This is a genomic window from Roseovarius faecimaris, from assembly GCF_009762325.1.
GTDB classification, from domain to species: domain Bacteria; phylum Pseudomonadota; class Alphaproteobacteria; order Rhodobacterales; family Rhodobacteraceae; genus Roseovarius; species Roseovarius faecimaris.
This window is the reverse complement of the sequence record NZ_CP034348.1, coordinates 2,306,278-2,322,288: the sequence shown is the minus strand read 5'-3', so window position 1 is coordinate 2,322,288 and position 16,011 is coordinate 2,306,278. Positions and strand designations below refer to the sequence as shown.

14 protein-coding genes are annotated in these 16,011 nt (G+C 62.7%); 7 read left to right on the top strand and 7 right to left on the bottom strand.

Annotated features, from left to right (window positions below; translation table 11 throughout):
- Window positions 1-13 precede the first annotated feature (13 nt).
- Window positions 14-613: a heme NO-binding domain-containing protein gene (locus EI983_RS11870; protein ID WP_157707600.1), complete on the top strand. Its 600-nt coding sequence runs from the start codon at window positions 14-16 to the stop codon at window positions 611-613.
- A complete protein-coding gene (locus EI983_RS11865; RefSeq protein WP_246162144.1) occupies window positions 610-1,635 on the top strand; it encodes a diguanylate cyclase domain-containing protein in 1,026 nt (341 codons plus the stop codon). Before EI983_RS11870 ends, EI983_RS11865 begins: the two co-directional genes overlap by 4 nt.
- Before the next feature lie 45 nt (window positions 1,636-1,680).
- On the opposite strand, the gene EI983_RS11860 is transcribed toward EI983_RS11865, so the two are convergent.
- The gene (locus EI983_RS11860) at window positions 1,681-3,312 is read right to left on the bottom strand and encodes a GMC family oxidoreductase (protein WP_157707599.1); all 1,632 of its coding nucleotides are present in this window, start codon (window positions 3,310-3,312) and stop codon (window positions 1,681-1,683) included.
- 134 nt (window positions 3,313-3,446) lie between these two features.
- On the opposite strand from EI983_RS11860, the gene EI983_RS11855 reads away from it, so the two are divergent.
- The 3 genes from EI983_RS11855 to EI983_RS11845 are packed head-to-tail and all read left to right on the top strand — an operon-like array spanning window position 3,447 to window position 6,716.
- Window positions 3,447-4,811, top strand: a complete 1,365-nt coding sequence (locus EI983_RS11855) for an aminotransferase (protein WP_157707598.1) — start codon at window positions 3,447-3,449, stop codon at window positions 4,809-4,811.
- 4 nt (window positions 4,812-4,815) lie between these two features.
- Complete coding sequence (gene aguB / locus EI983_RS11850; RefSeq protein WP_157707597.1) at window positions 4,816-5,697, top strand: N-carbamoylputrescine amidase; 882 nt, start codon at window positions 4,816-4,818, stop codon at window positions 5,695-5,697.
- An 11-nt stretch (window positions 5,698-5,708) separates the two neighbouring features.
- Complete coding sequence (locus EI983_RS11845; protein WP_198389285.1) at window positions 5,709-6,716, top strand: agmatine deiminase family protein; 1,008 nt, start codon at window positions 5,709-5,711, stop codon at window positions 6,714-6,716.
- A 53-nt stretch (window positions 6,717-6,769) separates the two neighbouring features.
- Here the strand turns inward: EI983_RS11845 and EI983_RS11840 are convergent, their stop codons facing one another.
- The 3 genes from EI983_RS11840 to EI983_RS11830 form a co-directional block, all read right to left on the bottom strand.
- A complete protein-coding gene (locus EI983_RS11840) occupies window positions 6,770-8,839 on the bottom strand; it encodes an ABC transporter permease (RefSeq protein ID WP_157707596.1) in 2,070 nt (689 codons plus the stop codon).
- A complete protein-coding gene (locus EI983_RS11835) occupies window positions 8,836-9,903 on the bottom strand; it encodes a quaternary amine ABC transporter ATP-binding protein (protein WP_157707595.1) in 1,068 nt (355 codons plus the stop codon). Before EI983_RS11835 ends, EI983_RS11840 begins: the two co-directional genes overlap by 4 nt.
- A 68-nt stretch (window positions 9,904-9,971) precedes the next feature.
- Window positions 9,972-10,910: an ABC transporter substrate-binding protein gene (locus EI983_RS11830; RefSeq protein WP_246162143.1), complete on the bottom strand. Its 939-nt coding sequence runs from the start codon at window positions 10,908-10,910 to the stop codon at window positions 9,972-9,974.
- Window positions 10,911-11,105: 195 nt separating this feature from the next.
- On the opposite strand from EI983_RS11830, the gene EI983_RS11825 reads away from it, so the two are divergent.
- Window positions 11,106-11,894, top strand: a complete 789-nt coding sequence (locus EI983_RS11825; RefSeq protein ID WP_157707593.1) for an MBL fold metallo-hydrolase — start codon at window positions 11,106-11,108, stop codon at window positions 11,892-11,894.
- Window positions 11,887-12,633: an SDR family NAD(P)-dependent oxidoreductase gene (locus EI983_RS11820; RefSeq protein WP_157707592.1), complete on the top strand. Its 747-nt coding sequence runs from the start codon at window positions 11,887-11,889 to the stop codon at window positions 12,631-12,633. The genes EI983_RS11825 and EI983_RS11820 overlap by 8 nt, the downstream gene beginning before the upstream one ends.
- 12 nt (window positions 12,634-12,645) lie before the next feature.
- Here the strand turns inward: EI983_RS11820 and EI983_RS11815 are convergent, their stop codons facing one another.
- The 3 genes from EI983_RS11815 to EI983_RS11805 are packed head-to-tail and all read right to left on the bottom strand — an operon-like array spanning window position 12,646 to window position 15,911.
- The gene (locus EI983_RS11815) at window positions 12,646-13,545 is read right to left on the bottom strand and encodes a DMT family transporter (protein ID WP_157707591.1); all 900 of its coding nucleotides are present in this window, start codon (window positions 13,543-13,545) and stop codon (window positions 12,646-12,648) included.
- 22 nt (window positions 13,546-13,567) lie between these two features.
- Window positions 13,568-14,755, bottom strand: a complete 1,188-nt coding sequence (locus EI983_RS11810; RefSeq protein ID WP_198389284.1) for an aminomethyl transferase family protein — start codon at window positions 14,753-14,755, stop codon at window positions 13,568-13,570.
- A gap of 4 nt (window positions 14,756-14,759) precedes the next feature.
- Window positions 14,760-15,911, bottom strand: coding sequence for an aromatic ring-hydroxylating oxygenase subunit alpha (locus tag EI983_RS11805; RefSeq protein ID WP_157707589.1), 1,152 nt, complete (start codon window positions 15,909-15,911; stop codon window positions 14,760-14,762).
- Window positions 15,912-16,011 lie beyond the last annotated feature (100 nt).

Genomic DNA, 16,011 nt, shown 5'->3' with positions numbered 1-16,011 from the left:
GCAGGAGAATAGCATGCATGGAATGATCAACCGGGCGATTGAGCGGTTTGTGCGCGACACCTATGGCGATGAGACCTGGTTGGACGTGGTGCACACGCTTGGCCTCGACTTTACAGAGTTCGAGCCGATGCTCCTCTATGAAACAGGGCAGACCGATGCGCTGCTCGGTGCCATCGCCGTGCAACTCGGCAAGACGCGTGAAGAGCTGCTGGAAGATATCGGCACCTTCATCGTGTCGCACCCCAATCTCGAAGCGATCCGCCGCCTGTTGCGGTTCGGGGGGGCGGATTTTCCGGAGTTTCTGCATTCGCTCGATGACCTGCCCGACCGTGTCCGCCTGGCAATGCCGGATCTGCATCTGCCCATATTGGAACTGCGCGAGCATCGCACCGGGTTTTTCAGCCTCCATGTCAACTCTCGCGGGCTCGGCATTTCCGGTTTCGGTCATGTGATCCTCGGGCTTTTGCGTGCGATGGCCGACGATTACGGCGCGCTCGTGCTGATGGAGCATAAGGGCCGCAAAACACAGGTTGAAATTCTAGAAGTGTATCTTCTGGACGTCGCCTATGCCGAAGGCCGCGAATTTGACCTGAGCAACGGAACCGCACCATGAGCGAGATGTCCTCGATCACCTCCAGAACGCTTCTCGATACGCTCTGCCCGATGCATCTGGTGCTCAACAAGACCGGCCACCTGATCCATGCAGGGCCCAGTTTCATCAAGATTTTGCCGCGGGCCGAGGCGATCGGGCGGCGCTTTCACGATCTGTTCAAGCTCAAACGCCCGCAGACCGATAACAGCATGCGCGCGCTGCTTTCTCTGGCGGGCACCAAGCTGCACCTGAAGCTGCGCACCGGCGCGCGGACCGAGATGAAAGCGGTGCTTACCCCACTGCACAAGGGCAACTGCATCGGCCCGGCAGGGGGGGCGGTGATCAACCTCTCGTTCGGAATTTCCATTGTCGACGCGGTGCGCGATTATGCCCTGACCAGCGCCGATTTCGCACCGACCGATCTCACCGTTGAGATGCTTTATCTGATTGAGGCCAAGTCGGCGGCGATGAGCGCCTCACGCTCGCTCACCACGCGCCTGCAAGGCGCCAAGATTGCCGCGGAAGAACAGGCGTTTACCGATACGCTGACCGGGCTCAAGAACCGCCGCGCAATGGATCATGTGCTGGCGCGGCTGATGGATCAGGGGACGCCCTTTACCGTGATGAATCTTGACCTGGACTACTTCAAGGCGGTGAATGACGCGATGGGCCACGCGGCCGGCGATTATGTGCTGCAGAAGGCCGCGCAGATCATGGTCTCTCACACCCGCGGGGAAGATATGATCATCCGCACCGGCGGGGACGAGTTTGTACTGATCTTCCCCGGTCTGACCAAACCCGAGCGGATCGAGGAGATCGCGGCCTCGCTCATTGCGGAGCTGGAAGAACCGATCATCTATGAAGGGCAGAGCTGTCAGATTTCCGGCAGTATCGGTGCGGCGATCAGCACCGACTATTGCAGGACGGAACTGTCGCAGCTTTTCGAAGATGCCGATGCAGCACTCTATGCGGCCAAACATGCCGGGCGCGGGTGCCACCGGTTGCACTCTTCCGCCCGCGGCAGGCGGGCGCCCAGCTCTTAGAGCGTTTCGCTATTAACCTGAGCCACTTGCCCGGGGCGAAAAGTGTCAGGCCTCAAAGGCAAAGCCCGGATATTCCGGCGCACGCTGCGGGCGGCCCGCAATAAAATCCGCGGCACGGGCGGCAATCATCTGTGTCGGGGCATTCAAATTGGCGCTGGTGATGCGCGGCATGACCGAGGCATCCACCACGCGCAGCCCCTCTACACCTTTCACCCGGCATTCCCCATCCACCACAGCCCTATCATCTGGGCCCATCCGGCAGGTGCAGGAGGGGTGAAAATCGGTCGTTGTGACCCCGCGCACCCACTGGGCGATTTCCTCGTCACTCTTGACATGCGGGCCGGGGATCATCTCGGCCCCGCGCAACGCGTCAAACGCGCCCTGCGCCACCAGATCGCGGCATTTATGAACGCCCTCGACCAGCTCTTTCAGGTCATGAGGATCGGACAGATAATTGAACTGCATCAGTGGTTTGTCGCCCGGATTGGCGGATCTGAGCCGCAGCTCCCCGCGGCTTCGCGGGCGCAGTTGGTCCACATGAATGGCAAAGGCCTGGCTCAGGGTGATTTTGTTGCCCACATACTCAAAGCCGACCGGCCCCATGTGATATTGCAGGTTGGGATAGGCGACATGGTCATTGCCCCGGACCAAACCGCCTGCCTCCCAGATGTTCGAGGCCGCAATCCCGTCCCGGGTGAAGACCCAGCGCAGCCCCGCCATGGCCTTGTTCCACGGCCGGTCGACCGTGTGGATGGGATAGTGCTTGCGGCTTTCGAACTGCAGGATGATGCTGGCGTGGTCCTGCAGGTTCTGCCCCACATCCGGCGCATCCACCAGACAGGCGATCCCGTGCTCTTTCAGATGTGCAGCCGGGCCGATGCCTGACAGCATCAGCAGATGCGGTGAGTTGAGCGCGCCGCCCGAGAGGATCACCTCGCCCGAGGCGCGCGCCTGGTGCAGCGCCCCGCGATGGCGATAGGTGATGCCCTGCGCACGCCCCTGCGCGATGTCGATCCGCTCGACCATGGCGCGGGTGATCAGGGAGACGTTGCCCCGGGCCAGCGCCGGCCGCAGATGCGCCACCGCCGCACTGCATCGCCGCCCGTCGCGCTTGGTGGCGTCAAGCCGCGCGACCCCCTCGGGCTGATAACCGTTGAGATCGTCGGTATACCCTTGTCCGGCCTCTTCGCCCGCCTGCACGAACGCATCGTAGAGCGGGTTTTCATAATCCCCCTTGCAGGTGCCCAGTGGCCCTTCGCCCCCGCGCCAGGCATCGCCGCCGCGATTGTAACTCTCGCCCGCCTTGAAATAGGGCAGGCAATGGGCATAGCCCCAGCCGGGCAGGCCGCACTCCTGCTCCCAGCCGTCGAAATCCAGTGGGTGCCCGCGCATGTAAACCATCGAGTTGATCGAGGATGATCCGCCCAGCACCTTGCCACGCGGCATGAACACCTGTTGATTCAGCAACTCGGGTTCGGGTTCGGTGTCGTAATTCCAGTTGAATTTCGGCTCCCGCCAGGCCTTGTAGACGCCTGCCGGCACATGAATGAGCAGGTTCCGGTCCATCGGCCCCGCTTCGACGATCAGGATGCGCTTCGCGCGGTCCTCGCCCAGCCGGTTGGCCAGGGTGCAGCCAGCCGATCCTGCGCCGATGATGATATAGTCAAACTGCTCCATCCCGCGTAGCTTGCGCTGAAATTAATGGCAAAATCAATCACCTGCGTTAATTTGATCAAATTATCTGGACCCGGGCGCCCAGCCGGGGCAAACTATGGGGCGACTCCCTTGATTTTCGCAGGAAAGGACAGCCCATGACCGCCCCGACCAAATCCGATATCTGGCGCAAGGATCGTGACCATCTGCTGCACCCCTACACGGATTTCTCCTGCTTCCGCGAAGAGGGCAGCCAGGTCATCGAAAAGGCCGAGGGCATGTATGTCACCGATCAGGACGGCAACCGCCTGCTTGATGGGATTGCCGGGCTCTGGTGCGTCAATATCGGCCACGGGCGCAAGGACATGGCCGAGGCGATCGCGGCACAGGTCATGGACATGCAGTATTACAACCCGTTCGGCCATTCGACCAACATCCCCGCCTCCGAACTGGGCGCGAAACTGGCCGCGCTGGCCCCGGGCGATCTGAATCACGTCTATTACACCTGCGGCGGCTCTACCGCGAACGATGCCGCGATCCGGCTGGTGCATTACTATTTCGAGATGAAGGGCCAGCACCGCAAGAAGAAGATCATCAGCCGCGATGCGGGCTATCACGGCGCCACCTATGTGGCCGCGTCGCTGACCGGCATCCACGGCACCAAGCTGGGCTTTGACCGGATCGGCGAGGATTTCATCCACCACGTTTCGGCCGCCAACATGTATGCCAAGCCCGAGGGGATGAGCGAGGACGAGTTTTGCGATTTCCTCGTCGACGAGTTTGAGCGCCGCATCCATCAGCTTGGCCCCGACAACGTGGCCGCCTTCATCGCCGAGCCGATCATGGGGGCAGGGGGCGTTCTGGTCGCGCCCAAGGGCTATCACAAGCGGATGTATGACGTCTGCAAGGCCTATGACATGCTTTACATCGCGGATGAGGTCGTCACCGCCTTCGGTCGCCTTGGTGAATGGTTTGCCTCCGAGGCCGTCTTTGGCATGACGCCCGATATCCTCGTCTGCGCCAAGGGCATCACCTCGGGCTATATCCCGCTCGGGGCCACGATGATCACCTCGGAGATTTATGATGTCATCGCACATCCGCAATGCGAGGGCGGCGTGTTCTCCATGGGGCTCACGTATTTCGGTCACCCCGTCGCCTGTGCGGCGGCGCTGAAGAACATGGAGATCATGGAAAGCGAGGGCATGCTGGGCAACGCCAAAGAGGTGGGGCCATACTTGCAGGAAACCGCCAAGTCGCTCCTGAACCTGCCGATTGTGGGCGATGTGCGCGGCTCGCATCTGATGATGGGGATCGACCTTGTCGCCGACAAGAAAACCAAGGCGCCGCATGGCGCCGGCGTGTCCGAGGCGATCTTCAAGAAGTGCCTCGACCGCGGCGTGATCGTGCGGCCCGTGGGCGACCGGATCGTGATTTCGCCGCCGATCATCATCAACCGCGAGGAGTGCGACATGATCGTCAACGCCATCTCGGAATCGATCACCGAATATCTGGCCGAGGCCTGAGCCCATGCGCCCCGTTACCCTTGCTGCCACGCAAATGGCCTGTAGCTGGGAGGTGGACGAGAATATCGCCACCGCCGAGCGTCTTGTGCATCGCGCCGCCGAGGCCGGGGCGCAGATGATCCTGCTTCAGGAACTGTTCGAGCGGCCCTATTTCTGCCGCGAGCAGCATCTGGATTATCTCGACTTCGCCACGCCCCAGGCGGCCAACACCGCCGTGCAGCATTTCCGGGGCATCGCAAAGCAGCTGGGTGTTGTCCTGCCGATCTCTTATTACGAGCAGGCGGGGCTGGCCCGGTACAATTCCCTCGCCATCATCGACGCCGACGGGGAGATCCTCTTCAACTATCGCAAGACGCACATCCCCCAGGCGCCGGGATATGAAGAGAAATACTATTTCTCGCCCGGCGATACCGGGTTCGAGGTGGTCGAGACCAGATTTGCCCGGCTCGGCTGCGGCATCTGCTGGGATCAGTGGTTTCCCGAAACCGCCCGCGCGCTGGCCCTGAAAGGGGCCGAGGTGCTGATGTTCCCCACGGCCATCGGGGATGAGCCGGGCAGCGATCTGGACAGCTCGGGCCATTGGCGGCGCACGATGCAGGGCCACGCGGCGGCGAATATGGTGCCCCTGGTGGCGTCCAACCGTGTGGGCGAGGAACTGGTGGGCAACACGCCCGGTCGGTATTACGGCACGTCGTTCATCGCAGGCTATACCGGCGAAATCCTCGCCGATTGCCCGGAGGCTGTGGAGGATGTGATCACCGCCACCGTCGATCTGGACGAGGCCGCCGCCTATCGCGGCTCCTGGGGGCCGTTCCGGGACCGCCGCCCCGAGATGTATACAGCCCTGCGCACGCTGGACGGGCGCACATTGCGCCCTGGCACCTGAGGAGACAGCCCATGACCACCCCCAAACAGGATGGCTTTTTCATGCCTGCCGAATGGTCGCCGCATAAACGTACCTGGATGATGTGGCCCTGCCGCGCGGAAGTCTGGGATGATATGGACGTCACCCGTGCCAATTATGTGGACGTGGCCCATGCCATCCGCCAGTTCGAGCCGTTGACCATGGTGGTGCACCCGCGCGACCGGGCACAGGCGCACGCCATGCTGGGCAGCGATATCGAGCTTCTGGAGCACCCGATCGATGACAGCTGGGCGCGCGATGCAGGCCCGAATTTCCTGATCGATGCGCAGGGCAACAAGGCCGGATCCTGTTTCAGCTTCAACGCCTGGGGCGGCAAATATGACCCCTATGACGGGGATGACAGCGTGGGTGCCGCCATTCTGGAGGCGGCGGGGGTGCCTGCCTATAGCTCGTCGCTCATCGCCGAGGGCGGCGGGATCAGCGTGGACGGCGACGGCACCGTGCTGACAACCGAGACCTGCTTTCCCAATGCCAACCGCAACCCCGACTGGTCACGCGAGGCGATCACCGAAGAGCTGAAACAGATGCTTGGCGCGGAAAAGGTGATCTGGCTGCCCGGCAACGAGCTGGAGGATGAAACCGACGGCCATGTGGACGGAATCGCGATGTTTATGGCCCCCGGCGTGGTGCTGATCGAAGGAGCAGGGCGCGCGGATAATGACTGGTACGAGAAAAAGCTCGCCAATCTGGAGTTCATGCGCGGGCAGACGGATGCCAAGGGGCGCGAGATCAGGCTGGTGGAAGTGCCTGACGCGATGGACGCCCCCGACGACCATGACATGTTCTGCGAATCTTATGTGAACAGCTATCTCTGCAACGGCGGGGTGGTGATGCCTCAGTATGGCATCCGCGAGGACGGTCTGGTGGCCGAGGTCTATCAGGAGCTGTTCCCCGGGCGCCGCGTCGTGCAGGTGCCGATCCCGTCGATTGCCATCGGCGGCGGCGGGATCCATTGCATCACCCAGCAGGAACCGCTCTAGGGTCAAATTTCTTGCAAAGAAATTTGGGAGAAAATTTCAAATTTTCTCGCGCGTTACTCCGCCTTCAGGCCCAGTTCGATCTGGCGCTTGCGGCTCCAGGCCTGGGTCAGCCGGTCGGCGATGATCGCAATGATCGCCATCCCGATCCCGGCCACGATCCCCACGCCGAAATCCCCGTCGCCCAGCCCGATATAGACCTGCTGGCCCAGCCCGTTCGTGCCCACAAGGGCGGCGATCACCAGCATGGCGATGCCGAACATGATCGTCTGATTGAGCCCCAGCATCATCACCGGCAGCGCCAGCGGCAGCTTCACCCGCCACAGAAGCTGTGATTTCGTACAGCCGATGGCCGTCGCCGCCTCGAGGACTTCTTTGGGGATGTTGCGCAGCCCGTGTTCGGTGTAGCGGATCGCGGGCACCGTGGCATAGGCCATGATCGCCAGAAGGGCGGTAAACTCGCCGATCTTGAAGATCATCACGAAGGGAATGAGGATCACGAACAAGGGCATGGTCTGCAGCGTATCGTTGATCGGACGCAGCGCGGCGGAGACGCCGTCATATTCCGCCGCGAGAATGCCCAGAGACGCCCCGAGCGCAAAGGACAAGAGCACCGCCAGCCCGCAGAGATAGACCGACAGCATCGCCTGCGGCCACACACCCGCGAGCAGCAGGAAGCCAAGGCCCAGGAAGGTGCCGATCGCCAGCCGCGGCCCCGCGAGTTGCCAGCTCAGCAGCGTGCCCATGGCCAGCAGTGTCGGCCAGGGCAGCCGCGTGAGCCCGAAGAACAGGAGCACGCCCGTGAAACCCAGCAGAATGGCAAGCTGCCGGCGTCCGCTCATCAGCGCCCAGGCGGTCACCGCCAGCGCCAGCGCGGCATAGGCAAGCTTCAGCGTCGTGGTGAACTCGAACCCCCAGGAGAACGGCGTGATCGTCTGCTCCAGCCCGATCTTCACCGGCAGCATGGCAAAGAAGAAGGCCAGCGTCTTGATCGCGTTGATCGTGCCGGAATGCTCGACCACCAGATAGGTCACCGCGTCATTGAGATACTGCGCCGGATAGATCTCCCAGGCACGGGGATAGTCGGTCAGCGCCGGGATGATCTGCGCCAGCACCGCCGTGCCGACCCCAAGCCCGAGCGCGACAAGCCAGACCCGGTATCTCTGAACAAAGGTTTCGCCCACCACAGGCTCTTTCGGTTCCACCTCGGCGGCGGCGGCGGTCAGCCGGTCCATCACCATCGCCATCAGGGCGATCACGATCCCCGCCAGAAGGCTTTCGCCGAACTGCGCCTTGCGCATGGTCGACAGGACTTCCCAGCCGATATCGGCGGTTCCGCCAATGATCGAAGCAATAATGACCATGGAAAAGGCCGCCATCGTCGTCTGGTTCACGCCCAGCAAGATCTGGCGCATGGCCGACGGCACCCGCACCCGCCAGAAAAGCTGCGGTCCCGTGGCCCCGGCCATCAGCCCGGCCTCGATCACCTCTTGCGGCACCCGGCGCAGGCCCAGCATCGTGTTGCGCACGGTGGGCGGGAAGGCATAGAGGATCGACGCGATCAGCCCCACCACCGGGCCGAAGCCGAAGAGCAGCAGGATCGGCAACAGATAGGCAAAGGCCGGAACGGTCTGCAAAAGGTCCATCGTCGGCTGCAAGACCCGCTCTGCACGGTTCGAGAAGAAGGCGAGCGTGCCGAGGCCAAAGCCGATACCCACCGCCATCGGTACGGAAATGGCCACCAGCGCCAGCGAGTTCATCGATTCCGACCAATAGCCGATCACCACCATGTAAAGCACCGACAGGAAGGTGAAGATCGCAAGCCGCACACCCGAGAGCGCATAAGAGGCGTAGGTCAGCAGCACCAGTGTCACCGACCAGGGCAGCCAGTTCAGCACATCGCGCACCACGGACATCGGCACGTCCATCACCCTGGAGAACGCTCGGAATGCCGGGCCAAACACATCCACGCACCAATCCATGAATGCGTTCAGCCAGGGCGTGAAGGGGATTTCCCAAGCCTCGGGAAAACTGACCAGCCAGCCGCCCTTGGGCAGCATCATCAGCCCCACTGTCGCCAGGATCAACGCCAGCCAGACCCAGGGGCCAAGCCCGGGCCGGCTCATGACGCCGCTCCCTCGCCGCGATCCGCATCGCGGCTGGCCAGGGCCGCGATCACGCTGGCGGCGGTCACCACGCCCAGAGGCGCGCCGTCGCGCATTGCCACGACACCTTCCTTGTGGCTCGACAGAAGCGGCAGGATGTCATCGACGCAGGCTTCGCAATCCTGCTCGGCCATGCCGGGGGCGGGGCTCTGATCGGGGTCGAGCACATCGCGCGCCTTCAGCACCCGCACCATCGGCACATCCTCGGTAAACTCGGCCACATAGTCATCGGCCGGGTTGGTGATCAGCTCTGTCGGTGTGCCCTGCTGCACCACCAGACCGTCGCGCATGATCATCATCCGGTCGGCGATCCTGAGCGCTTCGAGGAAGTCATGGGTGATAAAGACAATGGATTTCTTAAGCGTCCGCTGAATGCGCAGGAACTCATCCTGCATCTGCCGACGAATGAGCGGGTCAAGCGCCGAGAAGGGCTCATCGAGAAACCACAGCTCCGGCTCGATCGCCAGCGAACGCGCGATGCCGACGCGCTGCTGCTGCCCGCCCGATAGCTGCCGGGGGAAAGAGGTCTCGCGGCCTTCGAGGCCCACCAGCTCGATCACGCGGCGCACCTGCGCGATACGCTCGGCCTTGTCCACGCCCTGCAGCACAAGCGGGAAGGCGATATTGTCGAACACGCTCAGATGCGGCATCAGGCCGAAATTCTGAAACACCATGCCCATCTTGTGGCGGCGAATGTCGATCAGCTCGTGATTGGTCTTTTTCAGAAGGTCCTCGCCATCCAGCAGAACCTCGCCATGGGTCGGCTCCACCAGCCGCGACAGGCAGCGCACCACGGTCGATTTGCCCGAGCCGCTAAGCCCCATGATCACGAAAATCTCGCCGATACGCACATCAAAGCTGACATCCGCCGCGGCCGGGATCGCCCCATCGCCGCGCATCCTGGTGGCCAGTGCGGGCCCGTCGGCCCCGTCCACCTCGGATTTGAAATAGGGGGCTTTCTCCCCGGCATAGACCTTCCACAGGTTGCGGCAGGAGAGTTTGATATGCGGATCAGTCTCGGACATGTTGGCCCCCTTGGCAGAATAGGACGGCCCCACCTCCCAGCGGGGCCGCCCATGCGTCACAACAGGGGTTACTGCATCGCTGCCTTGCCGGCCTCGACCCAAGGCATCCAGGTCGCCTCGTTGGCGTCGATCCACTCGGCCACGACTTCCTCCAGATCACGACCTTTCTGGTCGATCTCCAGCATCAGCGTGTTCTGCGTGGCGTTGTCGATGCTCATCGCCTCGTAAATGGCCGCGGCACCGGGCCATTTCGAGGCCATGTCCTTGTTGGCGATCTTGTCGATCGAGGCTTGCTGGAAGCCGCAGGCGCTGCCGCGGGTCTGACCGCTTTCCTCGACGCATTCGCCATCGGCGGCGTCCCAGGCCACCCAATCGAAGTCATTCTCGGCAAAGAGCCAGTGCGGCTGCCAGAACATCATCAGAATCGGGTCGCCTGCGGCCACGGCGGCCTTGGCCTCGGCGATCATCGCCCCTTCCGAGCCGCCCGCAACGGGTGCGAAGGGGATGCCGATCTGCGCCACGACGTCCTTGGAACGTGTGCCCCAGTCCGCCGGATAGGTGATCAGGCGGCCATTCGGGAACGTGTCAGCCGAGGCAAAGGCCTGCGCACAATCATACAAAGCCTCATAGCTGGGCAGGCCGGGGCATTTTTCGGCCATATAGGGCGGGTAGATCCAGCCTTCCTGCGGTTGCAGGCCAAGGCCGCCAACCACCACGATATCGCCCGAGTCGACCGCCTTGGGATAGATATCGCCCACATTGTTGGTCCAGGTCTCGGGTTGCAGGTCCAGATCGCCCTGCGCGATGGCGGCGAATTGCGGCACGGCGCCCGCGGTCACGTATTCCACCGTATAGCCTGCCTTTTCAAACAGGGTGCCGGTGATATGGGCGCTGATATGCTGGCCGGTCCATTCGTTGATCGGAATGCGGATCGTCTCATCGCTATCCGCATAGGCAGCCCCGGCCAGAACAAGGCTTGCCGCAGTAAGAAGTGTGGTCTTTTTCATCATGTATCTCCCTTAGGTCGTGACGCAGTTTTTTTGGCGATTATTAGACGCCCGCGCCTTCAGGCCAAACAAAATCGTTATTGACTGGTGAGTCAATAAAAAACCTGATGATGTCCCGCTGAGGTTGCAACGCTGGAAAGCCGTGCCGCGAGAGATTAGCATGATGCTCAGCGAATAGCCAACAAAGGGGTGATCATGGCCGAGGTCGCACAGGATTGGTACATGGCGCATCATCTGGGCGATGGCGTCACCCGGATCGAGGAGGTGCATGTCGCCCACTGGCTGCGCTGCAATATCTGGCATGTGAAGGGGCGCGACCGCGACCTTATCATCGACACCGGCATGGGCCTGCGCCCTTTGGTGGAGGAGGTGGCGCAGCTTGCCGAACGGCCGATCATGGCGATCATGACGCACAGCCATTTCGACCATGCGGGCGGTCTTAATCAGTTCGACTGCCGCTGCGGGCACGTCTCCGAGGCCGGGATCATCGCCGGCCCCACCGCCGCCAACACCGTGGCCGACACCGGCTATGTCCGGGCCGAAACCTTCACCGCGCTACCCTATGAGGGGTTCTCGCATGAACAGTTTGCCGTGCGCCCCGCGCCGCTGACCGATCTGCTGGACGAGGGCGACGTGATCGACCTCGGTGACCGCGTCTTTCAGGTCTTTCACCTGCCGGGGCATTCTCCGGGCTCGATCGCGCTCTATGAGGCGGCGACAGGCACGCTCTTCAGCGGCGATGTGATCTATGACGGGGCGCTGATCGATGATCTCTACCATTCCGAGCCGGAGGTGCTGCTGGCCTCCCATGCCCGCCTGCGCGAACTGCCGGTTCAGACGGTCCATGCCGGGCATTTCGGCTCTTTCGGGCGCGACCGGCTGCATGCCCTGCTCGACAAATACGCCAATGGTGAGATGAGCCTGGGTGACCCGGATGTCTGGATCGCCGCAGAGATGGCCGCGAAGGAGGCGGGACATGGCTGAGCCGCGTGTTGCCATCGTCACCGGTGGGGTGACCGGGATCGGCCTCGCCATCGCCCGTGCACTGGCCGGGCAGGGGCACCGCGTCGCCGTGGGCGCCCGGCGGGTGCAGGAGGCCACGCAGGACGGTGATCTGCTGGCCCTTCCGCTCGATGTGTGCAGCGAAGGCTCTGTCGCGACGTTCTGCGACGATGTGCGCGCCGCGCTCGGCCCTGTCGGTATCCTCGTCAACGCGGCGGGGATCGAGCATGTCGCCCCCACGCCCGAGCTTTCCCTTGCCGACTGGGCGCGCGTGATCGACACCAACCTGACCGGCCCCTTCCTGATGACCCGGGCGGTGCTGCCCGAAATGATCGGCGCGGGCTGGGGGCGCATCGTCAACATCGCCTCCACCGCCGCCCATACCGCCATGCCTGACCATGCGCCCTATTGCGCGTCGAAGGCCGGGCTTCTGGGCCTGACGCGTGTGACCGCCCTCGAAGGCGCGCCGCATGGTGTCACCTGTACCTCGGTCAGCCCCACCTGGGTCGAGACGGATATGCTGCGTGCCTCCGCCGCCCGGATGGCCGCCGAAAAGGGCATCGCGCAGGCCGAGGAGATCGCCAATCTGGCCCAGGCCAACCCGCAGAACCGTCTTGTGCAACCCGAAGAGATCGCCGCACTTGTGGCGTTCCTGTGCTCGGAGGCCGCCCCGGCGCTGACGATGGAGGATATCTCGGTCAATGCAGGGGCGCATTGGTAGCCAGTTGAGTGGCTAAACAGCGCTCGCCCTGGGCCGCAGCAACGCGCCGAACGGCTCCAGAACCCCCGCTGACAGAACCAGCGCCAGCCCTGCATATTCGCGCAGGCCAATCGGCTCGCCTGCCCAGATCGCGGCGGTGATGGTGGCCACGACGATCTCCAGCATGAACAAAAGCCCCACCACGCCGGGGTTCAGCTTGGTCGGCGCATAGATCGAGGCAAAGCCTGCGGGAAGCACCAGCAACAGCGTGATCGGGATCATCCACAGAACGCTTGTCTGCACGGCCTCCCAGTCTGGTGTCACCGACAGCCCGTTGGCATTGGCCAGCACCGCCGCCCCGAGCGAGATGATCGCCCCGACCACAAAGAAATTCACCGCATGAATGCGCGGGTCCACCCGCTCATCCACCAGAATGAGCAGACAGCCCACCGCCCAGAACATCCCGCTGATCAACCCGCACCAATCCCCGATATTGCGCGGCAGGGGCAGGCCGGTATCCCCGGCAAAGATCACGTAGAGACCGATGATGCCAAGCGCGATGGCCAGCCAGCGCAGCTTTGTGATCCGGTCGCCCAGGATCGCCCAGCCCAGCAGGAACCCCCAGATCGGCATGAGGTAGAACAGCAGCACCGCCCGCACCACATCCGTGTAGAGCAACGAGGCCGAATAAAGCGCGAAGGCCACCCCGCCCAGGATGCCGCCGATCAGCCCGCGTCCCCCGGTCACGTAATCGCGCCGCAGCCACCAGGCCACGGGCAGGCAGAAGACCATCGGCACCAGCGTAAAGACCGCCATCGCCCAGGGCGCATCCAGTCCGGCCGATTCCACCAGCCGGATCGGAATCCAGAACAGCCCCCACGCGATCCCGGCAAAAAGACCGGCCCAGACCGCGCGGCGGTGGTGGTGCAGCATGGGGACTGTCCTTCTGGTTACATCATGCGGGCCGTTCGGGGATGTCCACCTTCTTGCCGCGCGGGATCTCCGCATTCTGGTCATAGAAGGGCAGATCGTTCAACTGCCCGGGCAGGAATGTCCCGTCGCGGGTCTCGACCATCACCTCAGTGCCCGGCCCATGCGCCGCGCTCTGCATTAGCGCGTACCCGATGCCGCATTGCAGGAAAGGGGAGTGCGCGGCGGCCGTGATCCTGCCCACCGTCTGCTCGCCAATCCGGACGCTGCCGCCGATCCGCGGCTCACCGCCTTCGACCCTGAGCCCGTGCAGGCGCGGCTCTCGCGCCGCGTTTTCCAGCGCCTCCTTGCCGATGAACTCCGGCTTGTCGAAATCCACGAACCGGCCCAGTCGCACGTCAAAGGGTGTCGTGGTCTCGTCGAAATCCGAGCCCGCATTCAGAATGCCCGCCTCGATCCGCCGGATATTCATCGAATCCAGCCCGAAAAGCCGCAGGCCATGTTCGGCCCCCGCCGCCTCCAGATGCGCCCAGAGCGCTGTGGGATCGTGATGCGGCTCGGTGTAGAACTCCCAGCCCAGCTCATTGGTATAGCCGGTGCGCGTGATCCAGACCTTTTGCCCGCCGAAATCCACCTGCGCCGCCCCGAAATAGCCGAAGGGCTGGGGCATCCCGCCTGCCGCGGCCGCCTCCAGAATGGCCATCGCATTGGGCCCCTGGATCTGGCTCACGTTCACGTCCGTGCCGGTGATGGTCACATCCATGTCCTTGGCATGCGCCCGCGCCCAGTTGATGAAATCGCCATCGGCCTGCACATACCAGAACCGGTCCTCGGCCAGCCGCAGGAACACCCCGTCGACCAGCAGGCCGCCATCGTCAAAGCAGGCAATCCCATAGCCACAGCGCCCGGGGCGCACCTTTGCGCAATTGTTGACGAACAAAAGGTCCATCAGCTTGGCCGCGTCAGGGCCTCTGAACTCGATCGGCCACTCGCCGGTATGCAGGCACGCCGCCTTCTGGCGCAGCAGCCAATACCCCTCATCGGTCGGCAGATCGTCCATATAGACGCACATGAACCGCCGGTTATAGACCGTGTAATGCGGCCCGTGCTTGGCCTCCAGGTCATGATAGACATGCCGGTTCATGTTGTGATCCCACCCCGCGCCGGGCCGGGAGGTGATCAGGTCGCGGGTCTTTCCATCGCTCGATTGCATCTGTTTATACCTCCTCGGGGTCAAGTTTCGCGCCAAGCGCCTGCGCCACGAGATGCTGGAAATGGTGCACCGCATGTTCGCTCAGTTCGGTCTTGCCTGCGTCCACAACAAACCGACCCTGATTGTAGCCGCTCGATTTCAGCCCCTTCTGTACGCTTTCGCACAGGCCGATATCCTCGGGCTGAAGCACCTCGATCTGATAGTTGATCGCATCGCGCAGCTGATCCGTCACCTTGCCGTCCTTCACGAACCAGTCCTGGAACTCGACGCATTTCTCGGGCGCTGTCGGGTTCATCTGCAAGACACTCAGGTTCGCTTCGCCCGGATAGGCCCAGATCGTGAAGTTTGGCCAGACGAACCAACCGGCATAGCCGAAATCAACATCGCCCGCCTCGAACTTGTAGGCGCGGGCATTGGTGGTGCGCGGCTTGCCGGCGCATTGGCTGGAATAGAGCCCGCAGGTGATCGTGCGATAGGAATTCATATCGACCAGATCGACAAAATCCTTATGCGCGGGCGCGCAGTGATAGCATTCAAGGAAATTGTCGATCAGCACCTTCCAGTTGGCTTCAACCTCATAGGTGTCGCGCTGGGCGAATTGCAGGTCATCGACCGACGGCACATAGGCCCGGATTTCTTTCTCCAGATCGCCCATCTGCTCGGCAAAGGGCGTGGCATTGGGGTCAAGATTGACCAGCACGAGGCCACAGAACACCTCGACCCGCACTTCCTTGAGCGAAAACTGGCTGCGGTCAAACCCCTTCACTGTCTCGGTGTTGCGCGCCGATTTCAGCGTGCCGTCAAAATCGAAGGCCCAGGCGTGATAGGGGCAGGTGATCACGTTCTTGCGGCCCGTGCCCGAGACCAGTTCATGCCCCCGGTGCGGGCAGACATTGTAGAACGCCTTCAGATCGCCCTGGCGCGTGCGCGCGACAAAGATGTTCTGCTCGTGGATTTTCACCGTCAGGAACTCGCCCGACTGCGCCACCTGGCTCACATGGCCCGCATAATACCAGCTTTGCGCGAAAATCGCCGCCTTCTCATGCTCCCAGATCTCCGCGTCATGATAGAAACGCGCGGGCAGGGTGTAACTGTCGGACGGGTCGGCGCGGAACGGCGCGTCACCGGGCATCAGGTTCAGGATAGGTAAGGTCATCATGTCCTCCTGTCGGGCTGGGGATTCTCTTGCTTGACATTAGACAAGATAATGAGTGACCGTGACAAACGCTCGTTTCTTCGCCATTTGCATAAGTGTT

What these genes read in the sequence shown, in the direction of transcription:
- EI983_RS11860 (WP_157707599.1), bottom strand. Translation starts at nt 3,312, where the DNA reads ATGGAGCAGTTTGACTATATCATCATCGGCGCAGGATCGGCTGGCTGC.
- EI983_RS11870 (WP_157707600.1), top strand. Translation starts at nt 14, where the DNA reads ATGCATGGAATGATCAACCGGGCGATTGAGCGGTTTGTGCGCGACACC.
- EI983_RS11865 (WP_246162144.1), top strand. Translation starts at nt 610, where the DNA reads ATGAGCGAGATGTCCTCGATCACCTCCAGAACGCTTCTCGATACGCTC.
- EI983_RS11805 (WP_157707589.1), bottom strand. Translation starts at nt 15,911, where the DNA reads ATGACCTTACCTATCCTGAACCTGATGCCCGGTGACGCGCCGTTCCGC.
- EI983_RS11825 (WP_157707593.1), top strand. Translation starts at nt 11,106, where the DNA reads ATGGCCGAGGTCGCACAGGATTGGTACATGGCGCATCATCTGGGCGAT.
- EI983_RS11845 (WP_198389285.1), top strand. Translation starts at nt 5,709, where the DNA reads ATGACCACCCCCAAACAGGATGGCTTTTTCATGCCTGCCGAATGGTCG.
- EI983_RS11840 (WP_157707596.1), bottom strand. Translation starts at nt 8,839, where the DNA reads ATGAGCCGGCCCGGGCTTGGCCCCTGGGTCTGGCTGGCGTTGATCCTG.
- aguB (WP_157707597.1), top strand. Translation starts at nt 4,816, where the DNA reads ATGCGCCCCGTTACCCTTGCTGCCACGCAAATGGCCTGTAGCTGGGAG.
- EI983_RS11820 (WP_157707592.1), top strand. Translation starts at nt 11,887, where the DNA reads ATGGCTGAGCCGCGTGTTGCCATCGTCACCGGTGGGGTGACCGGGATC.
- EI983_RS11830 (WP_246162143.1), bottom strand. Translation starts at nt 10,910, where the DNA reads ATGAAAAAGACCACACTTCTTACTGCGGCAAGCCTTGTTCTGGCCGGG.
- EI983_RS11815 (WP_157707591.1), bottom strand. Translation starts at nt 13,545, where the DNA reads ATGCTGCACCACCACCGCCGCGCGGTCTGGGCCGGTCTTTTTGCCGGG.
- EI983_RS11835 (WP_157707595.1), bottom strand. Translation starts at nt 9,903, where the DNA reads ATGTCCGAGACTGATCCGCATATCAAACTCTCCTGCCGCAACCTGTGG.
- EI983_RS11810 (WP_198389284.1), bottom strand. Translation starts at nt 14,755, where the DNA reads ATGCAATCGAGCGATGGAAAGACCCGCGACCTGATCACCTCCCGGCCC.
- EI983_RS11855 (WP_157707598.1), top strand. Translation starts at nt 3,447, where the DNA reads ATGACCGCCCCGACCAAATCCGATATCTGGCGCAAGGATCGTGACCAT.